The sequence below is a fragment of the Nguyenibacter sp. L1 genome, assembly GCF_035199985.1.
GTDB classification, from domain to species: Bacteria; Pseudomonadota; Alphaproteobacteria; order Acetobacterales; family Acetobacteraceae; genus Gluconacetobacter; species Gluconacetobacter vanlangensis.
This window is the reverse complement of record NZ_CP127015.1, coordinates 3,119,590-3,146,254: the sequence shown is the minus strand read 5'-3', so window position 1 is coordinate 3,146,254 and position 26,665 is coordinate 3,119,590. Positions and strand designations below refer to the sequence as shown.

General features: G+C 65.9%; 18 protein-coding genes. 4 read left to right on the top strand and 14 right to left on the bottom strand.

Translation table 11 applies throughout. The features are described from left to right. Window positions 1-65 precede the first annotated feature (65 nt). Window positions 66-680, top strand: coding sequence for a preprotein translocase subunit YajC (locus QN315_RS14080; protein ID WP_323989908.1), 615 nt, complete (start codon window positions 66-68; stop codon window positions 678-680). Window positions 681-764: 84 nt separating this feature from the next. Here the strand turns inward: QN315_RS14080 and QN315_RS14075 are convergent, their stop codons facing one another. Both QN315_RS14075 and QN315_RS14070 read right to left on the bottom strand, forming a co-directional pair. Next, complete coding sequence (locus QN315_RS14075; RefSeq protein WP_323989907.1) at window positions 765-917, bottom strand: hypothetical protein; 153 nt, start codon at window positions 915-917, stop codon at window positions 765-767. Continuing rightward, on the bottom strand, window positions 914-2,404 hold the full coding sequence (locus QN315_RS14070; RefSeq protein WP_408904526.1) for a catalase: 1,491 nt from the start codon (window positions 2,402-2,404) through the stop codon (window positions 914-916). The genes QN315_RS14075 and QN315_RS14070 overlap by 4 nt, the downstream gene beginning before the upstream one ends. 119 nt (window positions 2,405-2,523) lie before the next feature. Here QN315_RS14070 and QN315_RS14065 point away from each other — a divergent pair, with 119 nt between their 5' ends. Beyond that, on the top strand, window positions 2,524-3,444 hold the full coding sequence (locus QN315_RS14065; RefSeq protein ID WP_323989906.1) for a hydrogen peroxide-inducible genes activator: 921 nt from the start codon (window positions 2,524-2,526) through the stop codon (window positions 3,442-3,444). A gap of 57 nt (window positions 3,445-3,501) precedes the next feature. Here QN315_RS14065 and QN315_RS14060 read toward each other — a convergent pair whose 3' ends face one another. Beyond that, window positions 3,502-4,419: a LysR family transcriptional regulator gene (locus QN315_RS14060; protein ID WP_323989905.1), complete on the bottom strand. Its 918-nt coding sequence runs from the start codon at window positions 4,417-4,419 to the stop codon at window positions 3,502-3,504. A 385-nt stretch (window positions 4,420-4,804) separates the two neighbouring features. Between QN315_RS14060 and QN315_RS14055 the strand changes: the two genes are divergently transcribed. Together QN315_RS14055 and QN315_RS14050 are read left to right on the top strand one after the other, a co-directional pair. After that, complete coding sequence (locus QN315_RS14055; RefSeq protein WP_323989904.1) at window positions 4,805-6,763, top strand: CocE/NonD family hydrolase; 1,959 nt, start codon at window positions 4,805-4,807, stop codon at window positions 6,761-6,763. A 102-nt stretch (window positions 6,764-6,865) separates the two neighbouring features. Beyond that, window positions 6,866-9,331, top strand: coding sequence for a TonB-dependent receptor domain-containing protein (locus QN315_RS14050; protein WP_323989903.1), 2,466 nt, complete (start codon window positions 6,866-6,868; stop codon window positions 9,329-9,331). A gap of 15 nt (window positions 9,332-9,346) precedes the next feature. On the opposite strand, the gene QN315_RS14045 is transcribed toward QN315_RS14050, so the two are convergent. The 11 genes from QN315_RS14045 to QN315_RS13995 all read right to left on the bottom strand — a co-directional run bounded on the left by QN315_RS14045 (window position 9,347) and on the right by QN315_RS13995 (window position 26,656). Further along, complete coding sequence (locus QN315_RS14045) at window positions 9,347-10,420, bottom strand: hypothetical protein (protein ID WP_323989902.1); 1,074 nt, start codon at window positions 10,418-10,420, stop codon at window positions 9,347-9,349. A 253-nt stretch (window positions 10,421-10,673) separates the two neighbouring features. Beyond that, entirely contained in the window at window positions 10,674-13,013 is a 2,340-nt protein-coding gene (locus tag QN315_RS14040) for a TonB-dependent receptor plug domain-containing protein (RefSeq protein WP_323993517.1), read from the bottom strand. 466 nt (window positions 13,014-13,479) lie between these two features. Continuing rightward, complete coding sequence (locus QN315_RS14035; RefSeq protein ID WP_323989901.1) at window positions 13,480-15,846, bottom strand: TonB-dependent receptor domain-containing protein; 2,367 nt, start codon at window positions 15,844-15,846, stop codon at window positions 13,480-13,482. Window positions 15,847-16,242: 396 nt separating this feature from the next. Then, window positions 16,243-17,829, bottom strand: a complete 1,587-nt coding sequence (locus tag QN315_RS14030; RefSeq protein ID WP_323989900.1) for a tannase/feruloyl esterase family alpha/beta hydrolase — start codon at window positions 17,827-17,829, stop codon at window positions 16,243-16,245. Between the two features lie 16 nt (window positions 17,830-17,845). Next, window positions 17,846-18,658, bottom strand: coding sequence for an alpha/beta hydrolase (locus QN315_RS14025; RefSeq protein ID WP_323989899.1), 813 nt, complete (start codon window positions 18,656-18,658; stop codon window positions 17,846-17,848). A gap of 32 nt (window positions 18,659-18,690) precedes the next feature. Further along, the gene (locus tag QN315_RS14020) at window positions 18,691-19,443 is read right to left on the bottom strand and encodes an Asp/Glu racemase (protein ID WP_323989898.1); all 753 of its coding nucleotides are present in this window, start codon (window positions 19,441-19,443) and stop codon (window positions 18,691-18,693) included. Between the two features lie 36 nt (window positions 19,444-19,479). Beyond that, window positions 19,480-20,139: an isochorismatase family protein gene (locus QN315_RS14015; RefSeq protein WP_176640395.1), complete on the bottom strand. Its 660-nt coding sequence runs from the start codon at window positions 20,137-20,139 to the stop codon at window positions 19,480-19,482. Next, window positions 20,136-21,188: a 2,5-dihydroxypyridine 5,6-dioxygenase gene (locus QN315_RS14010; RefSeq protein ID WP_323989897.1), complete on the bottom strand. Its 1,053-nt coding sequence runs from the start codon at window positions 21,186-21,188 to the stop codon at window positions 20,136-20,138. The genes QN315_RS14015 and QN315_RS14010 overlap by 4 nt, the downstream gene beginning before the upstream one ends. Before the next feature lie 7 nt (window positions 21,189-21,195). Beyond that, a complete protein-coding gene (locus tag QN315_RS14005; RefSeq protein WP_323989896.1) occupies window positions 21,196-22,500 on the bottom strand; it encodes a solute carrier family 23 protein in 1,305 nt (434 codons plus the stop codon). Next, entirely contained in the window at window positions 22,500-26,213 is a 3,714-nt protein-coding gene (locus QN315_RS14000) for a molybdopterin cofactor-binding domain-containing protein (protein WP_323989894.1), read from the bottom strand. The genes QN315_RS14005 and QN315_RS14000 overlap by 1 nt, the downstream gene beginning before the upstream one ends. Continuing rightward, window positions 26,171-26,656 (bottom strand): (2Fe-2S)-binding protein, encoded by a 486-nt coding sequence (locus QN315_RS13995; RefSeq protein ID WP_408904525.1) that lies wholly within the window; start codon window positions 26,654-26,656, stop codon window positions 26,171-26,173. Before QN315_RS13995 ends, QN315_RS14000 begins: the two co-directional genes overlap by 43 nt. Window positions 26,657-26,665 lie beyond the last annotated feature (9 nt).

Below are 26,665 nucleotides of genomic sequence, written 5' to 3'. Positions count from 1 at the left end.
ACATGTCGGCTCCCAGGAAAGCACGCGGCGCTTCCCGCATCCTCCCTGTCATGCGGCTCGCGGGCATGCTTCTCGCGGGGGCCGGGGCGGCCCTGTCCGCGACGGCCGCGCACGACGCGCGCGCCCAGGCCTCGGCCATCACCGGCAACCAGATCACCACCGGCACGGTCGAGACGGTCGATCCGGCCACCGGCACGGTGCTGCTGCGCGACCAGGCGGACGGCCTGGTCACGGTGCACATCCCGCGCGGCGCCCGCCACCTGCCCCGCGTACAGCCGGGGGACAAGATCCGCATCCGCTTCTTCCAGACGATCGCCGCCGACATCGCGGCCCCCGGCAGCCCGATGCCGGAATCAACGGTCAGTTCGGCCCAGGGCCTGGCCAACCGCCACCCCCACGGCACCATGATCTCCTTTCGCCGCGAACGGGTGCGAATCCTGGCGATCGACGCGCCGCACCATGTCGTCACCGTCATCGACCCGGCACAGATGACCCGCACCGTGACCGTACGGGAAAAGCCGATGCAGGACCTGCTGGCCACGCTCAAGGTCGGGGATCAGGTCGATATCACGACCATGGACGCGGTTTCATTCACCGTCACCAACCGGGTCGTCACCCCCTCGACAACCGTGACCGAACACGCGGGCCGGCCGGCCGGCGGCACGCCGCCCGGCCCCTGACCCCACGCGGCCGCCGGCGCAAAGCGGCGGCCCTGGCCCGATCCGTCGCTTCAGCCGACATTGCGACGGACCGGGCCCCGGCTTTCAGGGGAAGTTTCCATTGCCGACGGGATTCGCGTCACTGACGCAATTGGTGCAGACCCCGGCACCATCCGCCATGGAACAGGCGGACAGCGCGACCGACAAGGATGCAGCCGCAACCCGGACGATCAGCATCCGATGCGTGTTCCTGCTCATTCCACGCTGTCTTTCAAATATGACGGCGCCCCGGCCGAAGCGGCCTCCAGCGCCGCCCGCACGCCCTCGGCCCAGGCCGGATCGGCCTTGGCGAAATGGGCCAGTTGCCGTTCGACGATCTCCCGCGGCACGCCCTGCATCGCGGCGGCGATATTGGCGAAGAAGCGCGCCCGCTGGCCGGCATCGAACATCCGGAACAAAGCGGCCGGCTGGCTGTAATCGTCATTGCCCGCCCGATGGTCGTACCAGGCCGCGTCCCCGCTGATGCGCAATGGCGGTTCGGCGGCCGAACGGTCCTCCACCGGACCGCCGAAGGAATTCGGCTCGTAATACGCATCGGTGCCGCGCGGCGCGTCGAAGCGCATCGCCCCATCGGCATGATAGGTATGGACCGAAGCCGCGTGCGGCCGGTTGACCGGCAGCGCCTCGTAATGCGTGCCGACGCGATAGCGATGGGCGTCGGCATAGGCGAACAGCCGGCCCTGCAGCACCTTGTCGGGCGAAAACCCGATCCCCGGCACGATGTTCGACGGCGAGAACGAGGCCTGCTCGATCTCGGCGAAATAATGCGCCGGATTGCGGTTCAGCTCCAGCACCCCGACTTCGATCAGCGGATAATCCTTGTGCGGCCAGACTTTGGTCAGGTCGAACGGGTTATAGGACGTCGTCTCGGCCTCCAGTTCCGGCATGATCTGCACATGGACGGTCCAGCGCGGGAATTCGCCGCGCTCGATCGCCTCGTACAGGTCCCGCTGCGCGCTCTCCCGATCCTGGGCGATCACCGCATTGCCTTCCGCATTGGTCCAGAACCGATGGCCCTGCTGCGTCTTGAAATGGAACTTGACCCAGAACCGCTCGCCCGCATCGTTCCAGAAGGAAAATGTGTGGCTGCCATAGCCGTTCATGAAGCGATGGCCCTGCGGCAGGCCCCGGTCGGAAAACAGGATCGCAACCTGGTGCAGGCTTTCCGGGCTCAGCGACCAGAAATCCCACATCGCGGTGGCCGAACGCAGATTGGTCCGCGGATGGCGCTTCTGCGTGCGGATGAAATCGGGAAATTTCATCGGATCACGGATGAAGAAGACCGGCGTATTATTGCCGACCAGGTCCCAGTTGCCCTCCTCGGTATAGAATTTCAGGGCGAAACCGCGCACGTCCCGCTCGGCATCGGCCGCGCCGCGCTCGCCCGCCACGGTCGAGAAACGGGCCAGCACCTCGGTCTGCTTGCCGATTTCTGAAAACAGGCGGGCACGGGAATAGCGGCTGATGTCCCGCGTCACCGTGAAGGTGCCGTAGGCGCCCGAACCCTTGGCATGGACCACGCGCTCGGGAATCCGCTCGCGGTTCTGGTGCGCCAGCTTCTCCAGCAACTGATAGTTTTCCAGCAGCAGCGGCCCGCGCGGGCCGGCACTCCGGCTGTTCTGGTTGTCGGGCACCGGCGAACCCGCCGTGGTGGTCAGTACCGGCCTGTGGGATATGTCGGACATTCTCGCTCTTCCCTTGCGCTCACAATGGCGTCACCGGCACGCTAAGGGACGCCATTCAATAACGAAAATCGATTCTCCATATCATCACGATAGGAAATACTTATGATATAGAGCAAGGCATGCAGACCACCTCCCTGTCCGGCCTCTCCCTGCGCGATTGCGAATATGCGCTGACCGTCGCCGAAACCGGCCATTTCGGCCGGGCCGCCGAACGCTGCGGCGTCAGCCAGCCGGCGCTGAGCGAACAGATCCGCAAGCTGGAGGCCCTGCTGGGCTGCGCATTGTTCGAGCGCGGGCGCGGCGGCGCCCGCCCGACGCCGCAGGGCACCCCCCTGCTGGCCCAGATCGGGCGCGTCGTCCGCGAAAGCCGCGCCGTACTGGAACTGGCACGCACCCACACGACCCCGCTGGACGGCAGGCTGGCGCTGGGGGTCATCCCCACCCTCGGCCCCTATTACATCCCGGGCCTGCTGCAATTGCTGCGCGCCCGCCTGCCCGCCCTGTCGCTGCGCCTGACCGAGGAACGCACCGAGCCCCTCCTGGCCGCGCTGGCCGACTACACGCTGGACGCCGCCCTGATCGCCCTGCCCGTCGACCAGCCCGGCCTGGTGGCCGAACCCCTGTTCTTCGAACCGTTCCACGCCCTGCTGCCCGCCGACCACCCGCTGGCGGCCCAACCCGCACTCTCCGTCACCGACCTGGCCCGGCCGGACCTGCTGCTGCTGGAAGACGGGCATTGCCTGCGCGCGCAAACCGTCTCGCTCTGCCACGTGCCGGCCGAATCGCAGCGGGCGGCGAACCCGCGCGTCGCCCCCAGCCTGGAAATGCTGCGTCATATGGTCGCGGCCGGCGAGGGCATCGCCCTGATGCCCGCCCTGGCGATCCAGGACCGGATCCAGGACCGCACGGGCGACGGCGCCCTGACCTGCAGCCGCCCGCTGACCGACCCCCGGGCCGGACGCCGGATCGGCCTGGCCTGGCGCACGACCGACCCGAGGGGGGCGGATTTCACCCGCCTGGCGGAGCTATTGCGCGCGTGATTCCAAAAAGGGCGCCTCGACCCCTCGCCAGCCTCCCGTGCCGCATGACGATCTCCCCTATCGGCCATCCGCCAGGGCCATGCGCAACGCCTCGGCCAGTTGCAGGCGCAGCCAGATCAGCCCGGCATCCGCCAGCCCGTCGAGCCGCATCAGGATATGCACTTCGCCGCCGGTGATCGGCACCGGCAGCGGGCTGACATGCAGCCCGGACTGCCGGGCCAGGGCATAGCCGACATAATGCGGCACCACCGCCAGCGCGTACTGACCCAGCAGAAACGCCGGCAACGCGCCGAAATTGCTGACGACGACCCGGACCCGCCGGCGCAGCCCCTCCTGGCGCAACATCGTCTCGACGATCGTGCCGCGCGTGGCGGCCTCCGTCAGGATATGCGGCACGTCCAGAAATTCCTCCCGCCCGATGACCGGCCCCAGGCCGCATCCGGCAGGATCGTACAGGCAGACGAAATGATAACGCCCCGCCGTCATTTCGGCGCAACGATGGTCCGGCAGGCCGCGAATGGTCGCCGCCAGCTCGATGTCCCGCCGCTCCAGCAGGTCGGCGGCCTGCCGCGTCTCCGGCGCCCGGAACCGCGTCATCGTCAGCGGCGCAGCCCGCCAGAGCATCGCGCTCAGCACCGGTCCGGCCGCCAGGTCCAGGCCCGCGGTCATGCCGACGACGAATTGCCGCGTCGCCGTCTCCGGCACGAAATCCCGGCTGCCGCCCAGCGCCAGACGGATCTGTTCGACATCGCGCTCCAGTTGAGGCGCCATCATCGTTGCCCGCACCGTCGGCCGCATGCCGCCGCGCGTGCGGACGAACAATTCATCCCCGCAGGCGGTGCGCAGCCGCTTCAGCGCATTGCTGACCGCCGGCTGCGTCAGGGCCAGCCGCACGGCCGCGCCGCTGACGCTGCGCTCATACCACAAGGCCAGGAAGATCGTCGCCAGATTGAGATCGATGCGCCTGTTATTCATTAGATCAATATCATAGACGAGAAATTATAATTTGACCACGCAACGTTCATGCATAAGCTTCGTGCAGGGGACATTAATACACCTCGAGGCGGCCGGGCACTGAGAGCATCTTCTTTTTCTGAAGAAAAAGAAGCAAAAAGACTTTTATTCATTAGGAGATTTTGCATGGTCCGGATCACCGGGCCAAGACGACGAACATGCGCCCCGCTCCATTACGTTTCGATATCAGGATACTTCATCAGAAGGCACCTCCAGGATCCAACCAATCTGACCAAGTATATGTTAATAACATATATCAATAATTAAAATAAACCCGCCGTATGCGCATGTGACGCACCACGAACGCCGACATGACCGAGTGAGAGAGATGTCAAGGACCGTAGAATTGTCGAAGACCCGATCGGGATGGCTGCGCGTGCTGCTCCATGGCACGGCGCTCGCGACCGCATTGCAGGCCCTGCCCGGCCATCCCCTGGCCGCGCCATGGCCCGCCACCGCGGGGCGCGGTTCCTGCCATGTCACGAAACAGGCCGACGTCCCGGCGAAAATGCGCGACGGCACCATCCTGCGCGCCGACATCTATCGCCCGGACAGCACGGCGCCGGTCCCGGTCATCCTGATGCGCACCCAGTATGGCAAGGACGCCGCGCAGGTCCAGCCGTCGCGCTTCCAAACGCCGGACTGGTTCGCCTCGCACTGCTATCTGGTGGTGGTGCAGGACATTCGCGGCCAGGGAAAATCCGGCGGCACGTTCTACGAATATCGCTATGACCGCGATGACGGCTATGACACGGTCGAATGGGCCGCCCGCCTGCCCGGGGCCGACGGCAAGGTCGGGATGTACGGCTCGTCCTATGTCGGGGCGACGCAATGGCTGGCCGCCACCGCATCGCCGCCGTCGCTGAAGACCATCGTCCCGTCCAATACGGGCTCGGATTACTATGACGGCTGGACATATGAGGACGGGGCATTCCGCCTGGCCTTCATCGCACCATGGATGATGGAGACGATCGCCTCCAGCGCCGCCGCCAACCGCGGCGATGCCGCGCTGGCGGCCGAATTGCGGGCCGACGGCATGAATCCGGCGGCCTGGCTGCGCGACACCCCCTATCTGTCCTTTCCGCCCCTGCGCCCCGGCGACCCCAAGGTCGCGCCCTATTTCTACGACGCCATCCGTCACCCGTCGCGCGACGGCTATTGGAAAGCGTTCGAAATCCGTTCGCGCTATCCGAATGTGCAGGTGCCGGTCCTGGCCTTCGACGGCTGGTATGATTCGTTCCTGACCGGCGCGCTGGAAAATTTCAATGGCATGCGCACCCAGGGCCGCACCCCCGCGGCGCGGCGCAACCAGCGCATCATCCTCGGCCCATGGGAACATCTGGGTTGGGGCCGGCCCGACAGCCTGGTCAGCCCGCGCCTGAAGGCGATCGGCCCCGTCTCCGACAGTCCGGTCAATGAATTGATGCTCGCCTGGTTCGACCATTTCCTCAAGGGCAAGGATGACGGCGTGCAGACCGGCCCGCGCATCGACTACTTCACCATGGGTGAAAATCGCTGGCATGTCGCCGATCGCTGGCCGGTGGCCGGCACGACCTACCAGACATGGTATCTGGGCAGCGCGCGGGACGCATCCTCGGTCATGGGCGACGGCGCGCTGACGACGACCCCGCCGGGCAGCACGGCCCCTGCCCCCGCCGCGCCGCCCCACGGCACGGTCGACCCGGCCAGGCTGACCGCGCCCAGCGATCATTTCGTCTATGATCCGGCCAATCCGGTTCCCAGCATCGGCGGCCATTCCTGCTGCGCGTGGAATTCCGGCCCGCAGGGCCAGTTCGATCAATCGGCCATCGAACAGCGCCCGGACATCCTGGTCTATACCAGCAATGTCCTGACCGCGCCGCTGAACGTCACGGGACCGATCACCGTCATCCTCTATGCCGCCACCACGGCCAGGGATACGGATTTCACCGCCAAGCTGGTCGACGTCCATCCCGACGGCAGCGCGATCAACCTCAATAACGGCATCGTCGTCGCCCGCTACCGCGCGTCGCTGACCGACCCCACGCCGATCACGCCGAACCAGATCTACGAATACCGGATCAAGGTCTGGCCGACCAGCAACCTGTTCCTGCCCGGCCATCGGATCAGGCTTGAAATCTCCTCCAGCGACTTCCCGCAATTCGCCCCCAACCCGAATACCGGGGCACCGTTCGGACACTCCGCCGCCATCGTCAAGGCCACGCAGACGATCTGGCACGACGCGGCCCACCGCTCGGCACTGATCCTGCCCGTCCTGCCGCCCCAGACCGCGGGCAGCGGCGTGGACCATCCGCCGGTCGACTGACAGCCACGTCCGAACGACCCCGGACACGGACCATATCATTTCCAAATCGCATCATAGTGAACGATCACGGCCCGCGCGAGACTTGGCCGGAGGAACCAACCGATGACAGACCAAGACCGGACAATGTCGTCCGCGGGGCAACCGGCCCGCCCCCTGCCCGCCGGCGCGCCGCCTCTCCGACGAAGCCCGCGCGCCCTGCTGCTGCTGGCCTCGGCCGCCATCGTTCTGGGCGCGGCCGTGCCGCTCCGCCCCGGCCACGCGGCGACACCCGCCGCCACGCAGCGCAAGAAGGCCAGGCCCGCGGATCGACACGCCGCCGCCCGCCCGCCCGCCGCCTCCGAGGACATCACCGTGACCGGCGGCATGGCCACCGCCAACGGCGTCACCAACACCACGCCCGGCGGCGGCCTGATGGCGCCGCAGACCGTCGCGAAAAGCCGCAGCACGATCACCCGCGACTTCATCGCCAAGCAATCGCCGACCACCAACGCGATCGCGATGATCGCCAACCTGCCCGGCGTGGTCGCCGCCAGCACCGACCCGCTGGGCCAGTCGACGACGGCCATGTCGATGCGCGGCCTGATGCAGACCGAAATCGGCTTCACCTATGAAGACATGCCGATCGCGGATTCGATCAATTATACGCCCTATGTCCAGGCGGCGGTCGATACCGACAATATCGCCGCGATCACCGTCAACCAGGGCGCGCCCGACATCACCTCGCCGGTCTATAACGACGTGGGCGGATTGCTGAAGATCACGCTGCGCCATGCCGCCGACAATTTCGGCGGCATGGCGAATCTCTCCTACGGCTCGAAATCCCTCGAACGCGAATTCATCCGCCTGGACAGCGGCGAAATCGGCCATAGCGGGACCAAGGCCTTCGCCTCCTTCTCCTCGACTACGAACGACGAATGGCGCGGTTCCGGCACCTTCAGGAAATATCACGTCGATTCCGAAATCCGCAAGGACTGGACGCCGGACACCAGCCTGGCATTCATCCTGTCCTACGACAATTGGCAGCAGGGCAATTACCGCCCCATGACCATGGCGGCCTGGCACGCCTACGGAATCAACTACAATTACGACAAAAACTACACACGTGGCGACTATAACTGGATCGGCCTGAACCAGTACACCCGGCGCTCCCTCATCATGATGCTGCCCTTCAAGGCCCGGCTGGCCGACGGGCTGCATGTCCACCTGACCCCATCCTTCGCCGATTACGAGGAATATTATTTCGGCGGCACCAACATCAACAATACAAGATCCTGGTACGGCAACCAGCCGGCCGGCAACCTGAACCTGCCCGCCCAGTTCACCCTGAACGGCGTGCCCGGCGAGGCGACCGTCGAGCAGATCAACCCCGTGCCGCAGAAAAGCTTCGTGCTGGATAGCGGCCTGTCCTGGGAAAAGGGGAACAACATTTTTCAGGCCGGCTATTCCTACAATTATGTCGATCTCCTGGAACAGATCTGGTACGAAGGCGTCGACGCCCAGGGCGGCATGGCCAACCACGAAGGCGCCTATCCCATCCGGATGGCGAACGGCGTGCGCTACAACACGCTCGACCAGCATTTCCAGCACCAGATGAACGCGCTGTACGTCTCCGACACGCTGAAATTGCTCGGCGGCCGGCTGGTCCTCAATGCCGGCCTGAAATATCTGATGATCTTCCGCGACATGGTCAACCGCACGCCGGGCGCCATCCGCTATGCCGGCGGCGCCTACGCCCAGCCGCTGCCGCAGATCTCGGCCAGCTACCGGCTGACCCCGCACGACCAGATCTATCTCGACGCCACGACCGCCTATCGCGCCCCGGCCTCTGTCGAGGCCTACGGCCAGCTCTTCTCGCCCGGCCGCCCGGGACCGACCTCGTCCTTCGTGCCCATGACCGGCGAATATGCGATCGGCGAGGAAATCGGCTATCGCCATTACGGGCTTGTCAATGTCGCGCTCGCCTTGTTCAACTACAACATCACCAACAACCAGGTCACGTCGAACGTCTATATCGGCAATTTGCCGATCCCCGAACCGATCCAGGCCGGCGGCAAGACGTCGCGCGGCGCGCAGGTCGAACTGGGGCTGCGGCCATGGCATCATGTCAGCCCATATGTCTCGGCCCAGTACCTGCACGCCACCATGGACAATGATTTCGCCACCAACGGCGTGCTGCTCCCCACCGCCGGCAAGACCGCGGTGCAGAGCCCCGAGGTCACAGCAGCGATCGGCCTGTCCTACGACAACGGATCGGTCTTCGGAAATTTCAGCTTCAACTATATCGGCGCGCAATACGCGACCCTGATGAACGACCAGAAGATGCCCTCGTACGAAACCGCCAACATGACGCTGGGCTATCGCTTCCACAGCGTCGGCTTCGCCCGCCACCCGCAGATCCAGATGAATATCGTCAATATCGGTGCCGAAAACTACCTCTCCGGCATCCAGAGCGTCACCGCGAACGCCCACCCGGTGGTCGTCGGCGGCCACACCATCGCCGGCGCCGCCCCCCTCTACCTCGTCGGCGGCGGGATCGCCGTCATCGGCTCGGTCTCGACCGCGTTCTGATTGCGCTCCCGCTCTTCACCCGTTGACCGGGATCGTCACGATCGTGCTGGGCCCCTTGCTGGTCTTCGACAGTTCCAGCAGGATCTGCAACATCGTGAAGGCCAGCTTGCTGTCGAAATCGTCGTCGGCGATCCAGTAATATTTGTGGTTGTACGTGGTCCATGAAAACACCGACTCCGGCCGTTCCCTGGTCACGTGCACCACGACGATGGGCCGCGTTTCGCGCCCGATCAGCTTGATCGTCGGCCGGGTGCGGCCCGAGCGGATATCGTCCTCGGGCACATCGATCTGATAGGCGATCTGCCCCAGTACCCCCAGGATGGTACGCGTCAGCAGCCGGATCTGCCCGCGCCGGGGCCTGCCCCCGCCATAGACGACCTCGACCCGCTCGTCATCCTGCGCCATGCCCAGCAGGCGGCGCACCTCACGCACGGCCGGCATCAGCGCCGCATTGTCCGTCGAGGCGATCGACAGATAGACCCGATCGGCCACCGGTTCCTTGCCGTTCGCGGCCGTGCTGTGCTCCAGTTGAATGCCCAGCAGTCCGGCCACCTGCAGCACCCGCAGATCATAGATCAGGTCGAAGAAGACCGGCGATCCCCGCCCGGCATCGCCGCCCAGCGCGCCGGCATTGCTGATCAGGTTGACCGACTGCACCGCCAGGCGAAACAGCACGTCGATCGGCAGGCCGCCCAGCACCAGCGGCAACAGATTGCCGGGCGGCAGCGGGCGCAGGAAACTCTGCGCATAGGCGTCGCCGGTCACCGGCTGGAAGGTGAAGGTGGGGCTTTCCTGGAACTGCACCGCCGCCCCGCCAAAGGGCCGGCTGGCCGAATAGGTGCCGACGCCCAGCGAGACATTGCGCTGCAGTTGATAGCCGGAAATCAATTGCGTGGTGTCCAGGAAACCCGGCGTGTCGGCATAGCGCAGACGCACGACATTCAGCAGCGTCTGCTGCTTGCCCGCACTGGTCACGGCCCGGGAATAATCGCTCTGGTCCTGGTCCAGGCGCGTCGGCCCGATCGTACTGCATCCCCCGGCGACAAGTAACAAAGGCAGGGCGCGGAGCGGACGAAAAATGCGGATCATGGTCCCGTGGCGTATCTGACAACCGGGCTATCTATAAAGACGCCCCGGAAACGGAACCAATCCTATTTTGTTTATATTTTTTAACCAATATGTAACTTTTATACCAACCCACCACCCCAGCCACCGCATCCGGAACAACAAACGAGAGTTAAGTTTCAATCTTTTCGAGATTGAAAGCCATACCGACGCAAACCGTCGAAAATCCAAAATAACCCTGGCGCATCGTTGCGGGATGATCGACTTCTGGCCACCCTCAAAAATGTGCGCTGACGGTCCCGTAAAACGAGCGAGGCGCGCCGACCTGCAGCGTATTGTAATCACCGGATAGGGGATTGCCGCCACTTCCCATATTGGTGATGTATTTTTCATCGGTGATATTGTTGATGCTGAAGTCGAACTTGAGGTTTTGTGCTACGGCCACATGCCGGAACGCGTAACTGATACCAAAATTTTCCAGCCAATAGGACGGAACGGCGGTATCGTTAATGTAACTCAGGTACCTCTTGCCCATATACATCGTATCGAAATGAACACTGAAGCCATTTCGATGGTAATTGATCGAATTTTTATACATCAGCTTCGCGTAATTCGGTTCCTGCTTTCCTTTTAGATCATATATGATCCCGCCGGACGTCAGGTTGCTTTCAAATTTCGAACTGTTGTAGCTGATGCTGTTATATAGCGACAGATGCCGCACCGGCGTCACCGTCACGCTGGCATCAACGCCATTCATGTCGACAGACCCCACATTTTCGAACAGAGCATGCGCTTCCGCCAGGGGGCCGACCGACACCGCCTGCTGACGATTTGAAAAATCGACGTGATACAGGTTGATAAGGCCCATCACGTAACTCGCGTTCAACCGATAGCCGATTTCATACACCCAGTCGGTCTCGGGGTGCAGCATTTTCCGCAGGCCGACGAAATCCTGGACGGTTTCCGCCCCCCAGGGCGAGGCAGAGTTGAATCCGTTCTGCGGATAGGCCTGCATGTTCTTCGATATGTCGAAATAGAATTCGTTATGCGGGGCGAAGCGCCAATTGGCGCTGAACTGCGGCAACGCCGCCGCAACGGCATCGAGCGATCCGTGCGGCAACTGCGACGACCCCGTAAAGCCGGCGTCGTTATACAGTATATGGTCCTGCGCATCGACAACCATGCTCCGGAACCCTCCGTGCACCGTCAAGTGTGGAAGAACCCTGTACGTGTCCTGCAGATGAAAGACATATGTGTTGGTGTTGAAGCCATAGGCCCAATGCGTCAGGAACGGACTGCCTCTATGCGCGATTTCGTCATATGGGGCCGCATCCGGGCTATTCGGCTCGTTATAATATTCCATTGCGGGATCGAACGTCATATTCTCATACCAGAACCCGGCATCGAGTGTATGATGCCGGATGTGGTAGATCAGATCGGTCTGAAAACCGATCCGCTGCGTGCCCATCGCCTGATCCTGCGCCGAAAGTGGCGCACCCGAGGGCGAACCGACATAGGGCGACGTCCACCACGCATCGTAGCGCTTGCCGATGCCGTAGAATGTTGTTTTGGATTCCAGAAAATCAGTCAACCGACTGTCGAGACTCATGCCGCCCAGATAGTACCGGCTTGTCTCGATCCCCCGATAATATGCAGCATCCTTCGGATCGGACAGGTCCCTATATTGCTCCGGGTAGATCCCATTCGCCGCATTCAGGGCAGCGCCGTAGTCGGGATAGTAATAATCGATACCGTATCCGACCTTCTTCAGCTCTTCGAGGCTGTTATCGATATAGGACGCCGCTGCCTCCCACGACCAATCAAAATAGGTCTTGAAAGTCGTACGCGCGCCGATCGGCTGCACCAGCTTGGCGTTCACCATCTGCTGGAACTGCGAATCCCCGCCCAGCCATTTGTCTTCCGCCTTTCGGTCGTACGAAACGTAGAATTTCGTCCCGCTGGGATTGAGTAACCCGCTATCGAAGCGCACGAAGGTCCGGAACGCGGCATAGCTGCCGAAGGTCTGCGAGACGTCTCCCCCCATCCTGTCGCTGGGGTCGTTGCCATAGAAGCGGACCGTACCGCCCAGATTGCTGGTGGCCGGGGTATCCAGACTCCCTGCACCCTGCGACACGTCGGTACGCGAGATGTTCTCGTTGCTGATCGAGCGGCTGACGGGAACGCCGTTATAGGATTCATAGCCCTGCCCGCCCAGCGGGATGCCATCGAGGGTGAAGCCAAGCTGGTCGCTGGTGAAGCCATGCATATAGAAGCTCTGCGACCACAGATCGATGCCGAGCGGGTCCGAGGTACTGAACTGGATACCTGGCAGATTGCCGACAGCCTTCAGCGGCGTCACACCTGGCACAATGAAGGCCAGGTCGCGGGCGGACACCGACTGCATCTGGCGGGTGGAACCGCTTCCGACGACGCTGATCGCCTCGGCCGGTGCCGGGACCGCAGGGCGGGCGACCAGTGCGCCCCGTGCAGCCGGACCACGCTTGCCGGTACGAACCGGCCGGTGCGGCAGGCTGCCATGCGTCTCCTCGGTGGCGGCGGCCTGCGCGTGCGCGGCACCATAAGTGACAAGCAGGGTGAAGACGGAAACACCGGCCATCAAGGCGGCGTGCAACCTCCCACACCACGCGTTGCGGGTGTCGGCGTGGGATAGGCGACAACAGGCATCTCGACTCATCGGAACCACCCTCGATACGAACGCAAAGCCGGCCCACGTTCAATGTCATTGAGATTATTTGCTCACGATTTTCCAATCAGCATCACTACCGAAATTCCACGATGTGCACGCACCCTGGATGCAGCAGACATCCCGGATACAGATTTAATCAATCCTCCAATTAATTCTGTCAAGAAACGTTTTTGATTGACACACCATATGGATCCCGAATTGACAATCGAATTGGGATGGGACGACACGACTTTAGAAATTTTTTTATGAATATTTATTTTTTGATCTTACTTCAGTGTGAAAACATCGGTTCCATAGGCCACCACCCCACATCCGGAACGAACACGCCACCCTGTAATCCGGCCCCGCGATCCCGCGCGGAGCCGGAAGCCGCCGATCAGAAATTCGTGCTGATCGTGCCGTAGAGCTGGCGCGGCGCGCCGGCCTGCATGGACTGGTCGTCTCCGCTGAAGGAATTGCCCAATTCGCCCATGTTCGCGATATATTTGATGTTCGTCAGGTTATAGACGTTGAAGGACGCGGTCACATTCTTCAGCACGCTGTAATCGCCGAAATGATAGCCGGCCCCCAGGTTGGTCAGCCAGTAATGCGGCACCGACACATCGTTGGTATAGCTCAGATACCGCCGCCCCATCATCATCGTGTCGATATGCGCGAACGCACCGCGATAGGTATAGGACAGGCTGCCCTTGTACATCAGTTCGGGGTAATTGACCGCCTGCTTGCCCTTGATGTCATAGACGACATCGCCGGTATTCAGGTTGTTGGCATAGCGCGAACTGTTATAGCTGATGCTGTTATAGATCGACAGGCCACGGATCGGCATCAGGTTCAGGCTGGCATCGACGCCGTTCATGTTGACGCTGCCGACATTTTCCAGGACCGACACCGAATTGTAGATCGATCCCAGGTTCACGCTGCCTTGCCGGTGCAGATAATCGGTGTGGTACAGCGCCAGCAGCCCGACCGCCCAGGGCGAGGTGTAGCGATACCCCAGTTCGTAGACATACGCCGTCTCGGGCTTCAGGTGCGTCTTGGTGTAATCGAACGCCGCCTGCGTGGGGCCGCCCCACGGGCTGCCCTGATTATAGCCCGAACCGGTCATGACCGACATGTTCTCGGCAAAATCGAAGAACACTTCATGATGCGGCAGGAAACGGTAATTGATGCTGAATTGCGGCAGGAACGCCGCATTGTTCGAGATCGAGCCCGTCGGCAGCGTCGCCATGCCGGTATAGGCCGGATCGTTCTCGATGATGTGGTTGGTCCCGGTATAGAGGATCGAACGGAAACCCGCATTGATCGTCAGGTTGCGCGTCACCCGGTACGTGTCCTGCAGATGGGTCTGCACCAGGTCGTAACGGTAGCCATAGCGCCATTGCTCGGCAAAGGCCGGCGGCAGCGCGTTGACCGGATCGACCGGCGTCCCCTGGCCCAGGATCGGCTCCTGATAGAATTTATAGAAATCCTGCGGCTGGCTGTTCTCGTACCACACGCCCAGATTCACCATATGATGGGCGATATGATAGGTCAGGCCGGTATCCAGGCCGGCGCGCACCTGGCGCGAGCCCTCGTTCTGCTCGACCAGCGGCGCACCATTGGGCGACGTCACCCACGGGTTGGACCAGAACGCGTTCCACGACTTGCCGTGCGCATACAGCATGGTCTGCCAGCGCAGCTTGTCGGTAAGCTGGGAATCGAACTTGATCCCGCCCAGATAATCGTGGCCCGTGGCCGGCCCGTCATAGACCGACGCGTCGATCGGGTCGTCCAGGCCGGCGTATCCGGGCGGCAGGCTGCCGCCGGGCAGGCCGTGCGCGAACAGCGCCGTGCGATAGGCCGCCGCATAGTCGGGCTTGTAGTAATCGACGCGATAGCCCAGCGTGTTGATGATGTTCTTCGACAAATCGCCATAGGTATCGGCTTCGCTCTGGTCCCAGTCGAAGAAGGCGGTCATCTTCGTGCTCTGGCCGATCGGCTGCACCAGCTTGAAATTGACCTGCTGCAGGAACTGGCTGCCATAGCCCTTCCACTTGTTCTCGTCCGTGCGGCTGTACGACACGAAGAACTTGGTGCCGGACGGATTCAGCACGCCGCTGTTCAGCCGCACGAAGGTCTGATAGGCTTGGTTGCTGCCGAAGGTCTGCGACAGCGTGCCGCCCCGCCGGTCCGACGGATCGATCGAATAGAACTGCATCACCCCGCCCAGATTGTTGGCCGCCGGCACGTCGACGGCCCCGGCACCCTGGGATACGGTCACCTTGGCGATGTTCAGGTTGGAAATGGCGGTGTTGATGTTCGCGCCCAGCCCGCCATAGCCCTGGCTGCCCAGCGGAATGCCGTCCAGCGTAAAGCCCAGCGCCGAGAAGCCCCGCACATAGAAGCTCTGCGACCACAGATCGACGCCCAGCGGGTCGGACGAATTGAACGACACGCCGGGCAGCGTGCCCAGCGCCTTCAGCGGCGTCGTGCCGGGCACCATGCGCGACATCAGTTGCGCCGTGGTCAGGGTCTGTTCCTGACGGGTCGAGCCATGGCCGACCACGCCGACGGACTCACCCTGGCTGTCGCCATGATAGGCGACGGAACGGGCGGCGGCCGGCGCCCGCCGCGCGGCCGTGCCATGCACGGCATGCGGCGCCTTGCCGGCCGGTTGCGAAGCCGCCGTCTGCGCCACGGCGTCCAGACCCGGACAGACCAGCATTGATGTCGCCAGAAGATAGGTCAAACGCCTTCTGCTCATGAAAACTTCCCGCCTTTCCTAAAGGATATCCGTCATCAGGCCGCGCGTGGCGCGAACCGGTCGGACTCAGCCACAATATATAGTGTATACACTACAAAAATTCGAACGACGCCCGAAGGATCAAACCACCATCGCCAATCGCCGCCTCCCCGTCCCGACGCGGCACGCCCTCGCCTTCAGGGACCAGGGCGGTCCTGTTTCGGGATATCCTGCACAATGTCCGGCTCCGGGCGTTCCTCCCCATGCCGGGGAATATGGAGGCTTCGGGTCACGACATTGCGCATTCGTTCCATTTAGTGGTGTATACGCGACTTATTCCGGACGCAAGTCGATTCGAAATCGTTTTTTAATTATTCCGTAAACACCACCAGGCTTTCCGCCCCACCCCCGTTTACGTCAGCGGCAGGCCCACGCCTGTCTGGCGCCCGCACGGGCCTGGGCGGGATAGGCGCAGAGCGGCATGGCATGCCCCGAAGCCGCCGACGGCGCGCCTTCGATCCGCGCGGGGGCCTGCCCCGTCGCCACCCAGCGATCCAGCGGCGACAGCGTATCGAATCTGTCCGGCCCCACTCCGCCGCCGCAATGCGCCATGCCGGGCACCATGAACAGCCTGGCGCCCCGCGCCGCATCGGGCGCCGCCGCCTGCAGCGCATTGAAGAAATCGATCGTGCTGTAGGGCGAAATCGCCATGTCGGCATAGCCGTGATAGAAGATGATCTTGCCGCCCTTTTTCAGGAACGCCGCCATCTTCCCGGCATCGTCCGCATTGCCGTCCCGCACCGCGCCGTCATAGGCCGCCAGCGCCGCGTCGGGAACGATGCCGCTGGGGCCGACCGGATAACGCAGCAGGGAAAAGGACGGATCACGCATGACAAGATATTTCAAGGCCTGGTCGTCGAACTGATATTCCATCGGCCCCGCATGGTCGGGCCATGTCGCGCCGGCCGGCGGCCCGGCCTCCTGCATGCCGAACTGCATCGCCGCGGCCAGTCCCGCGCCCCAGTGACCCACCGCGAAACCGGGATAGACGCGTCCGCCCCGCCTGTCCGTGGTGTCGGCCACGAACGCGCGGGCTGTCCGCACCTGGGCCGGGGCCAGGCATGCCGATGTCTGCCCCGGCCGGCACAGCAGCCGGTCAAAATCCGGATGGCACAAGGCAGGATTCTGGATCAGCCCATCGGCCCGCCCATCCAGCGCATCGCAGGCCGACAGCGTAAACCGGTCGATCAGCGCCAGGTCCGACGGCCGCAGCCGGCCGTCCGGCGCGGCCAGGTTGGCCTGCTGGACCTTGATGTCCCCCAGCATCAGCCGCAGGGTCAGAAACGGATCGCCTGCGATGATGCCGTCATAATCGCCGGGAAAACGCTCGGCCTCGATCATGCCCTGCCGGCCGCCATTCGAACATCCGTCGAAATAGGCATGGTCGATCCGCGCGCCGTAATAACGTGCCACCAGCGCCTTCAATGCCGATGTCGCCTGGTGGGTCGCCCGCCAGTCATAATCGGCCAGCCTGGCGCGGTCGGGATGCCCGTCGGCATCCAGGGCGAAGCGCCCGTCCACGAGCGCCGTGCCGGGCGCATCCGCATGCCCGGTATCGGTAATCCCCACCGCATAACCGTCCGCGGCCGCCTCGGCGATATCACGCCCATTGGCCGACGGCGTCATGTTCCCGGCAAACCCGCCGACGCCCAGCATCAGGAACCTGGCATTCCAGGCGCGCGGCAGGCTCAGCCGGAATCCGGCGCTGCCGTCCGGCGCCCCGGCACCATGCGTGCGGATCCGTCCCGTCACCACACAGGCCGCGCCCTGCGCCGATGCCTCCGCCACCGTCACGTCCGCGACATGCAGCGCCCCGATCGCCCGCGGCGCACAGGCAGACACGGCGGCAGGCACGGCGGCGCGCGCCGCGGCCACGCTCCCCGCCAGACAGGCCAGCAACACAACGCCGCCCGCGCGGCGCATCACCCCGTCAAATGCCGTCATGGGTACAGCATATCCCTCAAGTCCGCGCCGGGGACAGAAAGCCCGACACCGCGTCGCAAAAACCATCCAGATTGTCCCAGGGAATCATGTGGCCGGCATCGGGCACGCGCACGGTCGCGATCGACGGCAGCAGGGCGCGGATTTCCGCCTCGTCCTCGGGCAGGATCACGTCGCCGCGCGTGGCGATGACCAGTTGGGTCGGCGGCGTCAGGTGCGGAATATCCTGGTGGATGTCCTCGGTATGGAATTTCTCGAACGTGACGCGGGTCGCCAGTTCGTCGCACGTATGCAGCCATTCGGCGCGCAGGCGGCGCTGCGCCTCGGTCCAGGTCGGGCAATAGCGGCGCATCGCCTCGGCATCCATGCCGCGCCGCGCTTCGCGGATCGAATCGACATACCATTCGATCCGCGCCGGATAGGCCCGGCGGCCCGGGCCGCTGACCGGCGGATCGACCAGCACCAGCGCCGCGATGCCGGCGCCATCCCGCCGCGCCGTGCGGATGGCGATGCGCGCGCCCATCGAATGGCCCAGCACCACGCAGGGCGGCAGATCCAGCGCGGTGATGAAGCCGCGCACGTCCGCCGCATAGCTGTCCAGGTCATAGGCCAGGTCCGGCCCGGTCTCGGACAGGCCGCGCCCGCGCACGTCCAGCACATAGACGTCATGCGTCGCCGCCAGGCGCTCGGCCACGAACCCCCAGGTGATCGCCGGGCTGGTAATGCCGGGGATCAGCACCAGCGGCGCACCCGTGCCGCCATAGCGCAGATAATGCTGGCGGATGTCGTTGGCACGCACGTTCGCGCCATACAGGAACCGGCTGTCGGTCATCGCGATCCTCTCCCTTTCCTCAAGGCTTTTCCTCAATAGGCACCGGACAGCAGCGCCCCCGCGCCGGGGGCGACCCGCTCCAGCCCCAGCGCGCCCAGCATCGCGTGGGTCGTTGCGATCGCCGCGGTGATCACCGGCTTGCCGGTCAGCGCCTCGACCTTCGGCACCACCGGCAGCGAGGGCATCTGCACGCAGGCCGACAGCACGATCGCATCGGCCTCGGCGTAATTCAGCCCGGCCACGATGCCGGGCAGGCGCTGCGGATCGTGCGCGGCCACGTCCAGGTTGTCCGGAATCTCCAGCGCCACGTGATCGATCACCGCGTACCCCTCATGCGCCAGGTAATCGACGACCAGCCTGGTCAGCGGCTTCATATAGGGCGCGACGACGACGATCTTCTTCGCGCCGATCACCTTCAGCCCCTCGACCAGCGCGCCGGCGCTGGTCACCACCGGAGCCGGCGCGCCGTTCTCGCGGGTCCGGGCATGCAGCCGCGTCTCGGACACGCGGTGATAGCCGGTCCCCATCGACATGATCGCCACCAGGCAGGCATAGCCCAGCACGTCGACCCGGGCATCGCTCAGCTCCAGCGCGCAACGGTCGGATTGTTCGTCCATCGCCGCCAGCTCGTCCTTGCTGACCGTCTTCATCCGCATCCGGCTGGAATGGAACAGGAACCGTTCGGGCCGGATCAGTTGCCGGACCGCCAGCATCGCCGGGATCTCGGTCTCCATCGTGACGTTCGAACTGGGGACGATCTGGCCGATGCGATAGAGCGGTTTCATGGCGAATCCCGAATATATATGAAAATATTGAAACGGTCAGCGATTGGACAAGCGCGAGAGCAACGTGTCGTACTCCATCACGTCGCCGCATTTCTGCGCCATGTCGAACAGATTGGCCTCATGCGGGCCGATCGCGCGGTCGCCCACGCAATCCGACACCACGATCGGCCGGAACCCCAGCGACATCGCGTCGATCACGCTGGCGCGGATGCACCCGCTGGTGACGCAGCCCGCCACCACCAGCGTCTGCACCCCGCGATGGGCATACCATGCCGCCAGCGCCGTGCCCGAGAACGCCGACGGCACCGTCTTGCGCACCACATATTCGCCGTCGACCGGCGCCAGACCGGGCACGATCGCGCTGGCCGGGCTGGTCTCGGTCAGCCCCAGCAGGCTGGGCACCTTCAGCGAGAACACGTTGGCATCCGACCCGTCATCGGCAAAGACGATGCGGGTATGCGCGACCGGCCAGCCCAGGCGCCGCGCCGTGGCCAGCAGCGGCTTCGTCCGCTCGATCGCCTGCGGAATATTCCCGCCGCCGAAGGCCGCCGGATCGGCAAACCCGTTGACGAAATCGACGATCAGCAGCCCCACCTGCCCGACGATGCCCATCTCGCGCCCGAATCCCTGGCGCTGATACAGCGCCTCGTCGCTCTCGCCGCGCCGCGCCGCGCCGCCGTCCAGCCTGTCGCTCATGCCGCGTTCCCCAATCCGTCGTTCACCAGTTCGCCGCCCCGCACCACCGCGTCGCCATCCAGCATGACGGTGCAGTTGCGCATCGGAATATCGATATGGCACGCCGTGTCGCGCGTGCCGCCGGCCTCGTTGTTCGGACCGGTGGACCACAGGAAATTGCCGGCGCAGGCCCGCGAATCCATGCCGATCGTGGCCTCGCGGTCATACAGGCCCAGCACCGACCAGTGCGCGCGCTTCTGCAGCCCCCACCCGACATGCGAGATCGCATAGACCTCCGGATCGCCGAACGATTCCATGTATCCCCGCAGCAGATCGGCATCCAGCCCGCCCGCGATGTCCGTCACATAGCCGTCGCGGATGGTGAATGTGACGGGCTCGCGCACATAGGATTTCTGCGGCAGCAGGATATCGCCGCGATCCAGCACGATCGTCCCCTGCGCCGATCCCTCGTTCGACCAGGTGGCCAGAAAGCCGCTGGGCCAGTGGTCCCACCGTCCCGGCCGTTCGCAGAACCCGTACTCCTCCAGGATCGGATACTCCCCCAGCGCGAAGGTCACATCCGTCCCGGCCGCCGAGGTCACGCGCATCTGCCGCGCCGCGCGCAGCACCCTGGATGCCGCCAGCACGCGCCGCCGATCCTCCTCGGTCGGCACCATGCGCAGCAGGATCTCGGGCGGCTCCACCGCCAGCAGGATGCGCCCGCCCGCCGACAGGATCTCATGCTGTTCCGCCGAGAACAGCAAGGTCATCAGGTCCAGCACCAGGTCGCTGGCCTTCAGCATCGCCAGCGCCGCCTTGTTGCCGGTCAGCGGCGTGGTGCCGACATAGGCCAGCGGATCGCGCGACAGCGACGTCCCCCCATTCACCGGCAGCAGGTCCAGCCGGTTGACGATGGCCCCCTTCGCGCGGGCGGCGACGATCGCGGTCCGCAGGGTCTGCGGATGCGTGTCGCTCGACGTCAGGATGGTCACGGTCTGCCCCGCCGCGATGCCGGACAGGGACAGCACCTGCCCCCACGCCTCGACCATCTCGAAATCGCTGACTGACATGCTGCGTCTACTCCTTGTCGGAAGGCGAGGGGTGACGCCGGCCGCGCCATCCCAGGATCAGGTTCAGCCCGATGGCCGCGATCGTGGCGGTGGCGATCCCGCCCAGCACGACCTGGCCCATGGCGATCGTCAGGTTGCCCGCCCCCGCGATCAGCGTGACCCCGACGGTGAACAGCGTGCGCGGATCGGCAAAATCCACCTTATGCTCGATCCAGATTCGCACCATCGTCGCGGCGATCAGGCCGAACACTCCCAGCGCCAGTCCACCCAGCACCGGATCGGGAATGATCCGCAGCACCGCGCCGAAACGGGGCGAAAACCCCAGCAGGACGGCGAACAGCGCCGCCGCGACGAACACCAGGGTGGAATAGACCCGCGAGATCGCCATCACGCCGATATTCTCGACATAGGTCGTCACCCCCGTGCCGCCGCCCGCGCCCGCCAGCATCGTCGCCAGACCGTCGCCCAGGAAGGCCCGCCCGGCCAGGGCATCGAAATTGCGGCCGGTCATCGCCCCCAGCGCCTTCAGATGGCCCAGATTCTCCGCCAGCAGCACCAGGGCGACCGGGGCGATGGCCAGCATGGCATGGGTCTCGAAGCGCGGCGCGCGCAGCGGCGGCAGGCCGAACCAGGGCGCGGCCCGCACCATGCCGAAATCGATCGGCGGGGCCAGGCCCAGCCCGTTGGCGGCCAGCGCATAGACCAGGCACGACACCACCATGGCGCACAGGATCGACAGCCGTCGCATCGCCGGCGGCGCATGCAGCGAGAACACCGCCACCGTCAGCAGCGTGACCAGCCCGAACACCGCTTCGGCGGGCCGCGCGCCGATCCGCTGGGCCGCGACGGGCGCCAGGTTCAGGCCGATCGCCGCTCCCACCGCCCCGGTGACCACCGGCGGCATCAGCCGCTCGATCCAGCCGGTGCCGGTCGCCCAGACCAGCAGCCCCGCCAGCGCATAGACCGCTCCCGCCGCGACGATCCCCCCGGCGGCCAGCGGCACGTCCGGATTGGCGCCATGCCCCGCATAGCCCGTCACCGCGACCACCAGCGCGATGAACGAGAAGCTCGATCCCAGATAGCTGGGCACCCGCCCGCCCGTCACCGCGAAGAACAGCAGCGTACCCAGGCCCGAGAACAGCACCGCGACATTCGGGTCGAAGCCCATCAGCAGCGGACCCAGGATGGTCGAGCCGGACATCGCCAGCACATGCTGCGCGCCCATCAGCAGCGTATGCCCCCAGGGCAGGCGCTCATCCGGCGCGACCGCGCCATCGCCCGCCACCGGGCGCCAGGACGGCAGGAACCGCATCACGGCGTCCCCTGCGGCGACGGGGCCGCATGCGGCCGGGGCACGATCCCGTGGCGTGGCGCGGCGCGCAACGCCGCCACCCGGCCCGGCAGGCCGGTCCATTCCGGCCGGCCGGGGGCGAAGGTCGCGCGCAGATACCGCACCAGCGCCGCGATCTGCGCATCGCTCAAGGTCTCGCGAAAGCCGGGCATCGCGCCGGCCTCCGGGGTCGCCGGATGCCCGACGCCGTCCAGGATCACCCGCACCAGGTTGTCTGGCCGGTCGGCGAACAGGTTGCCGTTCAGCGCCAGCGACGGACGCGCGCCGAACATGTGGGGCGCCGCGCCGTCATGGCAGGCCGCGCAACTGCCGCCGAAGATCCGCGCCCCTTCCCCCACGCCCGCGCTGTCCCGCAGGCGCAGCGCCGCCTGGCCCTCGGCGCGCTCCCGCGCCTGCTCCGCCGCGCGCGCCGCGCCCGGCGCCGCGTTGCGCGGATCCAGCGACGCGACATAGACCGCGATCGCCCGCACGTCGTCGTCCGGCATCTGCGCCATCTCGGCGACCACCGGCGCCATCGGCCCGGCGGCCGGCCCGTGCCGGTCGGAAAAGCCGGTGCGCAGATAGGCGAACAGCGCATCCTCGCTCCACGGCACCGGCGATCGCGACAGCGCGCCCAGCGGCGGCGCATCCCACCCCTCGGCCTCGCCCCCCGCCAGATAGCGGGTCCGGCGCCGCTCGGCGCCCAGCGCGTTGCGCGGGGTATGGCACGCGCCGCAATGGCCCAGCCCCTCGACCAGATACGCCCCCCGGTTCCAGACGGCCGAGCGCGCCGGATCGGGCACGAACGGCGACGGGTCGTGGAACAGCGCGTTCCACCCCGCCATGATCGGCCGGATGGCGTACGGGAAGGCCAGCCTGGTCTGCGGCACGACGTTCCGCACCGCCGGCTGCGCCATCAGATAGGCATACAGCGCCTGCATGTCGGCCTCGTCGATCTTCGCGAAGGCCGTATAGGGAAAGGCCGGATAAAGGTGACGCCCGTCGCGGCTGATCCCGTGGCGCATCGCCCGGGCGAACGCCGCATAGGACCAGCGCCCGATCCCCGTCTCCTCGTCCGGCGTCAGGTTGGTGGAATGAATGATGCCGAACGGCGTCTCCAGCGCCAGCCCACCGGCATTGACCACGCCGCCCGGCGCGGTATGGCACACCGCGCAATCCCCCGCCGCCGCCGCCAGCCGCCCGCGCTCCACCAGCGCAGCCGAAAACAGCGACGGCGCGGGACGCGCGATCGGCGCGATGGCCGGCCGCCACGGCATCGCCGTGCTCGTCACCTGCATGACCGCGGCACAGAACACCCCGGGCGCCAACCAGCGCCGCCACCCGCCGGCCTGTCCCGGCGGCGCCGCCGCCAGCGGCATAGGTTCCGGTTCGGGTTCGGGTTCCGGCGCGACCGGCTCGCGCCACGGCCCCAGCGCGTCCTCCAGCCCGGCGCGGATGCGCTCGGGCGTAAAGGGCACGTCGCGAAACCGCACGCCCGTGGCGTCGAAGATCGCATTGGCGATCGCCGCCGCGCTGGGGACCGAGGCGGATTCACCCACTCCCAGCGGCGGCTGGTCCTGGCATTCGACCAGCAGCACGTCGATGTCGGGCACCTCGTCGAAGGTCAGCAGCGGATAGGTGCCCCAGTCGCGGCTGGCCACGCCCCGCGCGTCGAACGCCACCTGTTCCTTCAGGGCCCGGCTGACCGACTGGACGACATTGCCATGGACCTGGTGCTGCACCCCGGCCGGGTTGACCATCATGCCGGCATCCTGGCCGACCCATACCTTGGTCACTCGGACATGGCCGGTCTTGCGGTCGACCGCCACGTCGGCGACCCAGGCCGCCCAGGCCGCTGGCACGCCGGGAAAGGTGCCATGCACATATTGCGCATAGGCGACGCCCCGCCCGCGCAGGATCCGCGCCTGCCCGTCCGGCCGCCGCATGCCCGCGCGCGGCGCCCAGCCCGCACGCGCGGCCAGCGCGCGCAGCAGCGCCGCCGCCCGCGCGTCGGCCAGATGGCGCAGGCGATAATCCAGCGGATCGACACCGGCCGCCGCCGCCAGCTCGTCGATATAGCATTCATGCGCAAAGCTGTTCGGCATGGCCGACACTCCCCGCAGCCACGAGGCCCGGGCGATCGGCGGCATGTCATGTACAGTGACCCGCGCATTGCCATAGGCATAGGGCGCGATGCTGGTGCGGTCGCCCATCTGCGTCACCCCCGGCGTCGCGGCGGGCACCACCCCGGTCAGCACCAGCGCCAGCAGGGGCGAGACATTGGACGGATAGCGCGTCGAAAAATCATAGGCCGCCGGACTGCCGTCCGCGGCGATGCCGCCGCGCACCTGCATCAGTTGCGCGGCACCCTTGGGCTCCCAGACATGCTCCTGCGCGCGGGTCAGTTGCACCCGCACCGGGCGGCCGACCGCCCGCGACAGCAAAAGCGCGTCGCCGCAGACATCGTCGGCGCAGTTGCGCCCATAGCAGCCCGCGGCCTCGTGCCGGACGATCGAAATCCGCGCCGCCTCCACCCCCGCCAGTTGGGCGAGGTCGGCGCGCAGCATGTGCGGGTTCTGCGTCCCGGACCAGACGGTCACGCCCTCCGCCCGCCAGTCCGCCACCGCGCAGGACGGCCCGATCGAGCCATGCATCTGATAGGGCCAGGAATAGGTCCGGTCCATCCGGCCCGGCAACCCGTCCAGCGCGGCTTCGACATCCCCGCGATCCAGCAGCCGGCGCGGCGTGGCGGGATTGGCCAGCAGCGCCGCCGGCGGATCCGACAGGCCGGGCAGCGCGGGCACGTCCCAGCGTACCGTCAGCACCCGCGCCGCCTCGGCCGCGTCTTCCTCGCGCTCGGCCACCACGCCGACAAAATCGCCGATGGTGACGACATCGACCAGGCCGGGAACATGCGCGACCGATGCGCGATCGACCCACCGCAGGCTTCGCCCGACAAAGCCCCCATGATCGAAACCGCCGTAAGGCGGGCGGACGACCCGTCCATGGAGCATGCCCGGCACCCGGACGTCATGCACATAGACCGCGCGCCCGGTGGCCTTGTCGGGAATATCCACCCGCGGCACCGTCCGCCCCACGATCCGGTAGCGATCGGGCGTCTTGACCGCGACCTGCTCGTCCAGCCGGACCCGCAGCGCCTGCCCGTCCAGCAGCATGCCATAGGTCAGCGGCGCATCCCGCAGCAGGGCCGGCGCGCCGACGATCCGCCCGTCGCGCAGCTCCAGTTCCGCCACCGGCCGGTTCAGCCGCAGCGCGGCAAGATCCAGCAGGACGGCCCGCGCATGCGCCGCGGCCCGGCGGAGCGGAATCGCGCTGACCTGGATGGTCTCGCTGGCGATCGTCGCCCCCTGGTCCGGCGTCCTGCCCGTGTGGCCCAGCACCATCGTGACATGGCCGAACGGCACGTCCAGTTCCTCGGCGACGATCTGCGCCAGCGCGGTGCGGATGCCGGTACCCAGGTCGACATGCCCGCAATAGCCCGTGACCCGGCCTTCGGCATGCACGACGACGAACACCTCGTCCGGCGCCTCGCCCGCCGGCGCCGCCCGCGCCGCCAGCCCGCCGGGCGGCTGCGGCGGCCGCACGATCGCCAGCCAGCCCGCCCCCCCGCCGAAGCCGTCGGCCGCCGCGCTCACCGCGACGCCCCGCACGGCATGCCGCACGACACGCCGCATGCCCGGCGCGCCGCCTGCAGGATTTCCACATGCGTGCCGCAGCGGCACAGATTATGCCGCAGCGCGTCGCGGATCTCGCCCTCGCCCGGGGCCGGATTGACGTTCAGCAGCGCCCGCACGGTCATGATCATGCCGTTGAGGCAATAGCCGCACTGCGCCGCCTGCGCGTCGATGAAGGCCTGCTGCACCGGATCGGGGGTTCCGTCCGGCGCGACCAGCCCTTCCAGCGTCGTGACCGCGCGCCCGGCCAGCAGCCCGACCGGCACGCTGCACGACCGCGCCGCCCTGCCGTCGACCAGCACGGTGCAGGCGCCGCATTCCCCCAGGCCGCACCCGTATTTCGGGCCGTTCAATCCCAGGTCGTTGCGCAGCACGTAGAGCAGCGGCGTCTCGGCGGCCGCCTGCACCACGTGCCGCGTCCCGTTCACCGTGATCTCCTGCATGCTCCGCTC

Excerpts from the sequence above, each read along its gene's own strand:
- QN315_RS13995 (WP_408904525.1), bottom strand. The coding sequence starts at position 26,656 with ATGCAGGAGATCACGGTGAACGGGACGCGGCACGTGGTGCAGGCGGCC.
- QN315_RS14005 (WP_323989896.1), bottom strand. The coding sequence starts at position 22,500 with ATGCGGTTCCTGCCGTCCTGGCGCCCGGTGGCGGGCGATGGCGCGGTC.
- QN315_RS14030 (WP_323989900.1), bottom strand. The coding sequence starts at position 17,829 with ATGACGGCATTTGACGGGGTGATGCGCCGCGCGGGCGGCGTTGTGTTG.
- QN315_RS14010 (WP_323989897.1), bottom strand. The coding sequence starts at position 21,188 with ATGTCAGTCAGCGATTTCGAGATGGTCGAGGCGTGGGGGCAGGTGCTG.
- QN315_RS14065 (WP_323989906.1), top strand. The coding sequence starts at position 2,524 with ATGCAGACCACCTCCCTGTCCGGCCTCTCCCTGCGCGATTGCGAATAT.
- QN315_RS14000 (WP_323989894.1), bottom strand. The coding sequence starts at position 26,213 with ATGCGGCGTGTCGTGCGGCATGCCGTGCGGGGCGTCGCGGTGAGCGCG.
- QN315_RS14035 (WP_323989901.1), bottom strand. The coding sequence starts at position 15,846 with ATGAGCAGAAGGCGTTTGACCTATCTTCTGGCGACATCAATGCTGGTC.
- QN315_RS14050 (WP_323989903.1), top strand. The coding sequence starts at position 6,866 with ATGACAGACCAAGACCGGACAATGTCGTCCGCGGGGCAACCGGCCCGC.
- QN315_RS14015 (WP_176640395.1), bottom strand. The coding sequence starts at position 20,139 with ATGAGCGACAGGCTGGACGGCGGCGCGGCGCGGCGCGGCGAGAGCGAC.
- QN315_RS14070 (WP_408904526.1), bottom strand. The coding sequence starts at position 2,404 with ATGTCCGACATATCCCACAGGCCGGTACTGACCACCACGGCGGGTTCG.
- QN315_RS14075 (WP_323989907.1), bottom strand. The coding sequence starts at position 917 with ATGAGCAGGAACACGCATCGGATGCTGATCGTCCGGGTTGCGGCTGCA.
- QN315_RS14040 (WP_323993517.1), bottom strand. The coding sequence starts at position 13,013 with ATGGCCGGTGTTTCCGTCTTCACCCTGCTTGTCACTTATGGTGCCGCG.
- QN315_RS14080 (WP_323989908.1), top strand. The coding sequence starts at position 66 with ATGCTTCTCGCGGGGGCCGGGGCGGCCCTGTCCGCGACGGCCGCGCAC.
- QN315_RS14060 (WP_323989905.1), bottom strand. The coding sequence starts at position 4,419 with ATGAATAACAGGCGCATCGATCTCAATCTGGCGACGATCTTCCTGGCC.
- QN315_RS14020 (WP_323989898.1), bottom strand. The coding sequence starts at position 19,443 with ATGAAACCGCTCTATCGCATCGGCCAGATCGTCCCCAGTTCGAACGTC.
- QN315_RS14025 (WP_323989899.1), bottom strand. The coding sequence starts at position 18,658 with ATGACCGACAGCCGGTTCCTGTATGGCGCGAACGTGCGTGCCAACGAC.
- QN315_RS14045 (WP_323989902.1), bottom strand. The coding sequence starts at position 10,420 with ATGATCCGCATTTTTCGTCCGCTCCGCGCCCTGCCTTTGTTACTTGTC.